The organism is Trinickia sp. (assembly GCF_036503415.1).
Lineage (GTDB): Bacteria > Pseudomonadota > Gammaproteobacteria > Burkholderiales > Burkholderiaceae > Trinickia.
The window spans coordinates 53,346-59,524 of sequence record NZ_DASXWY010000079.1; the positions used below are offsets into that span (position 1 = coordinate 53,346).

6 protein-coding genes are annotated in these 6,179 nt (G+C 60.9%); 2 read left to right on the forward strand and 4 right to left on the reverse strand.

The features are described 5' to 3' along the window. Positions 1-41: 41 nt before the first annotated feature. The 3 genes from VGL01_RS10990 to VGL01_RS11000 are packed head-to-tail and all read right to left on the reverse strand — an operon-like array spanning position 42 to position 3,711. Positions 42-596, reverse strand: a complete 555-nt coding sequence (locus tag VGL01_RS10990) for a MarR family winged helix-turn-helix transcriptional regulator (protein ID WP_414720225.1) — start codon at positions 594-596, stop codon at positions 42-44. Then, positions 593-1,372: an SDR family oxidoreductase gene (locus VGL01_RS10995; RefSeq protein ID WP_331569164.1), complete on the reverse strand. Its 780-nt coding sequence runs from the start codon at positions 1,370-1,372 to the stop codon at positions 593-595. Before VGL01_RS10995 ends, VGL01_RS10990 begins: the two co-directional genes overlap by 4 nt. Continuing rightward, positions 1,369-3,711: a bifunctional salicylyl-CoA 5-hydroxylase/oxidoreductase gene (locus VGL01_RS11000; protein ID WP_331569166.1), complete on the reverse strand. Its 2,343-nt coding sequence runs from the start codon at positions 3,709-3,711 to the stop codon at positions 1,369-1,371. The genes VGL01_RS10995 and VGL01_RS11000 overlap by 4 nt, the downstream gene beginning before the upstream one ends. 896 nt (positions 3,712-4,607) lie before the next feature. On the opposite strand from VGL01_RS11000, the gene VGL01_RS11005 reads away from it, so the two are divergent. Further along, positions 4,608-4,991, forward strand: a complete 384-nt coding sequence (locus VGL01_RS11005) for a hypothetical protein (protein ID WP_331569168.1) — start codon at positions 4,608-4,610, stop codon at positions 4,989-4,991. After that, on the forward strand, positions 4,984-5,331 hold the full coding sequence (locus tag VGL01_RS11010) for a hypothetical protein (RefSeq protein WP_331569170.1): 348 nt from the start codon (positions 4,984-4,986) through the stop codon (positions 5,329-5,331). The genes VGL01_RS11005 and VGL01_RS11010 overlap by 8 nt, the downstream gene beginning before the upstream one ends. Before the next feature lie 156 nt (positions 5,332-5,487). Here VGL01_RS11010 and VGL01_RS11015 read toward each other — a convergent pair whose 3' ends face one another. Further along, the gene (locus tag VGL01_RS11015) at positions 5,488-6,099 is read right to left on the reverse strand and encodes a class I SAM-dependent methyltransferase (RefSeq protein ID WP_331569172.1); all 612 of its coding nucleotides are present in this window, start codon (positions 6,097-6,099) and stop codon (positions 5,488-5,490) included. Positions 6,100-6,179 lie beyond the last annotated feature (80 nt).

Here is a 6,179-nt window from a genome sequence, read left to right on the forward strand (position 1 = left end):
TGGACGTCAGGCACAGTGCGTGATGGCGCGTAAGCGACCATTCAACGCTGCGCGTTTCCGACCAAATGCGTTTTCAATTTGCCGAGACGCTGATACATCTTCGACTTCTCGTCGCGGCCCAGGCCGCCCAACAGCTCCACGACCCATTGTTCGTGGGCGCGCGCCATCTTGTCGAAAGCGATGCGGCCCGCAGGCGTCAGACGCACGCTGAAGGCGCGTCGGTCGTTCGGGTCCGCCTCGCGTGCAACGAAACCCTCTTTCTCGAGTTGATCGGTGATGCCTGTCACGTTGCCGCCGGTGACCATCAGGCGCCGCGAGATTTCGCTCATCTTCAGTCCTTCGGGATGGCGTTCGAGTTGGGCCATCAAGTCGAAGCGCGGCAGTGTGGTCTCGAATTCGTCGCGCAGGCGGCGACGCAGCTCGGCTTGCACGAGATTGGTGGTTGCGAGCAATCTCAACCATAGGCGCAGACTCATGTGGCTATCGGCGCCTGTACGGGCTTCCATATCGACGACATTGTCGCCGTGCGCTGGCTTCGTCGTTTCGATCGATTGCGCGGCGTCTTTTTTTGCCGAGGAACGGGCAGTGCGGCTCACATTACTTCTCCACCAGAGATTGAAATCGATTGCCCGGTCATGGCCGACGATTCGGGCTGCACGAGCCAGAGCACCGCATGCGCGACTTCTTCCGGCGACATGAAGCGTTGTTGCGGGTTGGCGCGCTGCAACGCGGTGCGGGCTTCGTTCATGCTTCGGCCCGTTTTGGAGACGACTTGATCGAGTGCGGTATGCAGCAGCTCGGTTTCGGTGTAGCCGGGGCAAACCGCGTTGACGGTGATGCCTTTGGCCGCGACTTCGAGCGCCAGCGACCGGGTCAGACCGATGACGCCATGCTTCGCGGCGCAGTAGGCGGCTACGTAGGGATAGCCGATTTGCCCCGCGGTGCTGGCCACATTGACGATGCGGCCGTATTTTCTTTTGAGCATCGCGGGCATGACCGCCTGCGTGCACAGGAAGACGCCGGTCAGATTGACGTCGAGCATGCGGCGCCACAGCGCCAGATCGGTAGCCGTGAAGGGGGAGGCCTGCGCCTGGCCGGCGTTGTTGATCAGGATATCGACCGGCCCCATCGCCTGCACCGCAGCGGCGAAGGCTTGCGCGACCGAGTCGGGTTCCGTCACGTCCATCGTGACGCAGCCCACATCGTCATAGGCGGCCAGCTGTTCGCGTTGGGCGGCAAGTTTCTTTGCATCGCGGCCCGTCAGCGTCAGGCGCGCGCCGGCTTGCGCGAGCGAGCGTGCAATTGCTGCGCCGATGCCGCTGCCTCCGCCTGTCACGACGGCATGCTTACCGTTGAGCGAGTGGTTGTTCATTGCGTGTCCGATATCGGCAAAGATGGGGTTTGAGCACGCTCGCGTTCTGCGTTGCGTTCGAGTTGGGCCTTTGCGGCCGTGTATTGCTTGGGCCAGCCGATGTCGAGGTAGCCGATTTTTGCGGCCTCGGTGAGCGTCCATGCCGGGTTGGCCAAATGCGGCCGCGCGACGGCGCACAAATCCGCGCGACCGGCTGCGATGATGCTGTTCGCGTGATCGGCCTCTGAGATCGCGCCAACCGCTATCGTCGCGATGCCGGCCTCGTTGCGAATGCGATCGGAAAACGGCGTCTGGTACATGCGGCCGTAGACCGGTTTTTCGAGCTTGCTGACTTGCCCCGAGGAAACGTCGATCATGTCGGCGCCGGCCGCTTTGAATGCGCGGGCAATCTGTACCGCGTCGTCCGGCGTCGTGCCGCCTTCCACCCAGTCGTGCGCCGAGATGCGTACGGAAATCGGTTTGTTCTCAGGCCATACACGGCGAATGGCGGCGAATACTTCGAGCGGATAGCGCAGCCGATGTTCGAGCGCCCCGCCGTATTCGTCCGTGCGCCGATTCGTCAATGGAGAAATGAAGCTGGATAGAAAGTAGCCGTGCGCGCAGTGCAGTTCGAGCCAATCGAAGCCCGCTTCGTCCGCCATCTTCGCTGCGCGCACGAACTGGTTTTCGATTTCGCGCAAATCGTCGAGCGTGGCTTCGCGTGACCATTGGCTGATGCCCGCCAGATATTGTTGCGGCGAAGCAGAAACGAGCGGCCAGTTGCCTTCGTCGAGCGGCTGGTCGATGCCTTCCCAACTGACGCGCGTCGATGCTTTTGCGCCGGCGTGGCCGAGCTGCATGCCGATTTTGGCATCGCTTGCGCCGTGTACGAAATCGACGATGCGCTGCCACGCTTGACGATGTTCGCTTGTATACATGCCTGGGCAGCCGGGCGTAATGCGGCCTTCGGCGCTGACGCACGTCATTTCGGTCATTACCAGTGCCGCGCCGCCCATGGCACGGGCGCCGAGGTGGGTCAGGTGATAGTCGCCCACCGTGCCTTCGACGGCCGAGTATTGCGCCATCGGCGAAACGACGATGCGGTTTTTCAGCCGGACTCCGCGTACAGCGTAGGGTGTGAACATCGGCGGAATCGAGCGTGCCGTGCGCGGTTGCGGCGTACCCGTGCGCGCGGCGAGCCAGTTTTCGAAGCTGGCCACGTAATGGGCATCGCGTGCCCGCAGATTTTCATGCGAAATACGCTGCGATCGCGTCAGTAGCGAATAGGCGAATTGCTCCGGTTCGAACGAGGCGTATCGGTCGACATGCTCGAACCACTCCGTCGAATTGCGAGCGGCGTTTTGCAGCCGCAGCACGTCGACACTGCGTATGCGTTTGTATCGATCGAGCGCGGCTGGAAGATCGTCGGCATGAGCATCGATACTGTTCGCGAGTTCGATTGCGTCTTCAAGCGCGAGCTTGGTGCCGGAGCCGATGGAAAAATGCGCCGTATGGGCTGCGTCGCCCATCAGAACAACCGGCGTCGATCCGCCGTCCGAACGCGGCCTGAGATGAACCCACTCGCGATTGACCACCCGTGGAAAACGAATCCACTGCGAGGAGCCGCGCAGGTGCGCCGCATTCGAGATCAGCGGGTTGCCGTCGAGGTACTTCGCGAAGAGGCGCTCGCAAAACGCAATGCCTTGCTCCTTGCTCATCTCTTCGAGTCCGGCGGCACGCCAGACGCGCTCGGGTGCTTCCACGATGAATGTGGATGTGTCGTCGTCGAAGCGATAAGCGTGCGCTTGAAACCAACCCCATTCCGTCTGCTCGAATGCAAATGTAAAGGCATCGAAGCGCTTTTTCGTGCCGAGCCATACGAAGCGGCAGTCGCGCAAGTCGATATCCGGTTGGTAAGTCGCGGCGTACTTCTGTCGGATCGCGCTGTTCGCGCCGTCGGACGCGATGATCAGGTCGGCGTCGTAGCGGTCGTCGTCTGTCACGCTGGTTTCGAACACGAGTTCGACACCGAGCGCTTCGCAACGGGCTTGCAGGATATTGAGCAGACGTTTGCGTCCGATACCGCAGAACCCATGACCCGATGAGCGCAGGGTGCGGCCACGGAAATGGATATCGATGTCGTCCCAGTGGTTGAAGGCATCCAGGATCATATCCGCGCTTGGCGGATCGGCTGCGCGGAGATTGTCGAGCGTTTGATCCGAGAAAACTACGCCCCAGCCGAACGTGTCGTAGGGGCGGTTGCGCTCGATGACCGATACATGGTGCGCCGGATTGCGCAATTTCATCAGGAGGCCGAAGTAGAGGCCGGCGGGACCCCCTCCGATACAGACGATGCGCATGTTCCATCCTCCTTGGCGATGGAGGAAATTTAGGTTGGAATAGTTTAGATGTCAAGTATTGTGGTGGCGATAGCCGTTGCGCTTACACCAATGATGATCCCGAGTAATAAAGTCCGTCTTGGGGACAGGCGGCGCGTGCGTCCCCCGATCCCAGGGCCGGGCGACCGCGACAACACGGGGAGTATCGCCCCGGCGCCGCTGGCGCGAATCCACTCATTGGCAGCGAAGGACGTGTCCGCTGCTCCGTGACGCGGTCGCGCATCCACAGGCAGCTAACAGAGTGGTCCCGTCGTCTGCGCCGGCCACACACGGTTCCGCCGTTGCACCCGGCGTTTCAAGGGCGTGCGTCGCCTGTGACCACATTTCGGTTTACGGCATCCAGGATTGGGGCGCCCAGGATGAAATGCCTTTGCGTCCCAATGCCGCACGGCGATATCACCCGGTAACCTTGCAAAATGCTTACAGATGCGCTCTAATGGAACGACTGCCGCATTCTTGATTTGATTACTCGCTGGCCACTGACTTGAGGTCATAGTCGTGCTTTTCATCCCGCGTTCTCGCCTCGCCTTGTTCTGCACTCCTGCACTAATGGGGGCGCGTACTGGCGGGCACTGGAAAACCGATACCTCTAGGCGCACACAACACCGCGCCAGCTGCGCGGATAAGGCAGCACTTTCTCCTGCCCGGCTCTCCGAATAAACCAAAAGCCAATTAAACGAGAGCCGGGCCCACCATCTTTCTGTTGACCACCGACGGTGCTCCATCGCGGCTTGCGTGATGGGTGTCCGCTCGCGTGCCGAACGAACTCGAGATCCATTGCGCTGCCTGCGCGCCGCTCCTTAGCCGCGCGACCTAACTGCAGCGGGATGGGATCGTCGTCGAAGGATAGAGAAGCCATGAGAAAGCAAACCAGACATCTGAATGAGACGCCGACGCTCAGTCGGGAACGCTCCGTCGCAATCATCGGCCCTGTCAGTTGTCAGGCCCAATGCCAGGGCTACCGATTGACGGCCCGAGCAGAACCCGTGAAGAGTGCGTTGCATGCAGCCCATCTTGTGATCGAACGGCCAGGCTGCCCGACGCAGCGCTGCTTCCACGCGCTGGATTATTTTTACGACCCAGCACAGGCATTGCAGTACGCGATCCGATGGGGGCGGATTTGGGTCGAGCACCGGCTTGCGAAAGTCGCCGTACAGCGCGTCATATCAACAAGCCCGGCAAGCAACGCCGAACTGCTTTTGAAAGAGGAACGCACTAACCGGGCAGGTAATCATGAATGAATTGTCAGGCGAAAAAACAGTACGCTTCATTGCGCGAAAGCCAGGCAGTCCAACGGCGGCGCTTGTCTACTGGCTTGACGGGACGGAGCCGTCCAGTGAGGTGAGCTTCACCGAGGTAACCCAGCGCTTCGCTCCCCTGACGCAGGTCGTCTTTCCTGACGATCGACCCGGTGCGTTCGTCAACCGGAGCGCGTTGCTCGCCATACAGCACTTGGGAACCATCGATCGACTTGTTTTCCTGGACGGTTCGTCGCTCGACATCTGGAACGACCGCGATTGCGCGGATATCTGTAACCTGCATTCCAGCCGGAGGCACACATGTTGTCTGCCAATCACCTGACGATCACGGCGATGACCGGCCGCGCGGCGTGCCAGTCGTTCGTTTGCGGATCCGACATGGAATGGTGGTTTCGGAGGGGACCAGCCGTTCGACTGTGCGCTTTATAGCTCGGGCGAGCGGCAGAAGCTGGCCGAGAGGATACCGCCACACCGGCTCTCACTTCCCGAAAGCAAGGCGCGTCCATGTGACGCCCTTGTTCCTGTTTGCTTGCTGGGCTGAGCCGCTGCGAACGTTGAGCAGAAGCCGGAGACGATGGGCTTCGGCAAGCCGGATCGTGTCCGCCGCGGAGACGTCGAACATGCGCCGCCCCTCCGGAAACGGGCCATGGCGCAACGACAAAATGACGACGCCACCATCGACTAACAGGTCAGAGATGGTGCCCATGCCTCGGCGACGTTGGACTTCGTCGAGGTGCATCCACGCTGCGGTAACCATAACAACGTCGAACCGGTTCGCCCTCTCGCGGACGAGGCACAGATCCGGCAAGCTATCGTCGAGCCAGACAACGCTGGAAGCGGGATAGATGTTGGTCGCAGCAGCCCGCAGTTCGTCGACGGGCTCAACCGCCAACACCGCGTGCCCCATCGATGCCAATGCGGCAGCATCGCGGCCCATGCCTGCCCCTAGATCGAGGATACGTGAAGGTACGTCCGGGATCAGATGCAGAACTGGTCGGTGGTGGTCTTCGAATGAAATCTTGCGCCATTCATTAGCCAAAGCCTCGGCATGCTTGGCATAACCTTCGGTTCCCGGAACGTCGATCGACATTGGTGCATCGTGGATGGTCAGATCGGTCGATTGTCGACGATTCTGGTCGAGGTGTCGAATGACGGTTCATGGCCGGCGAC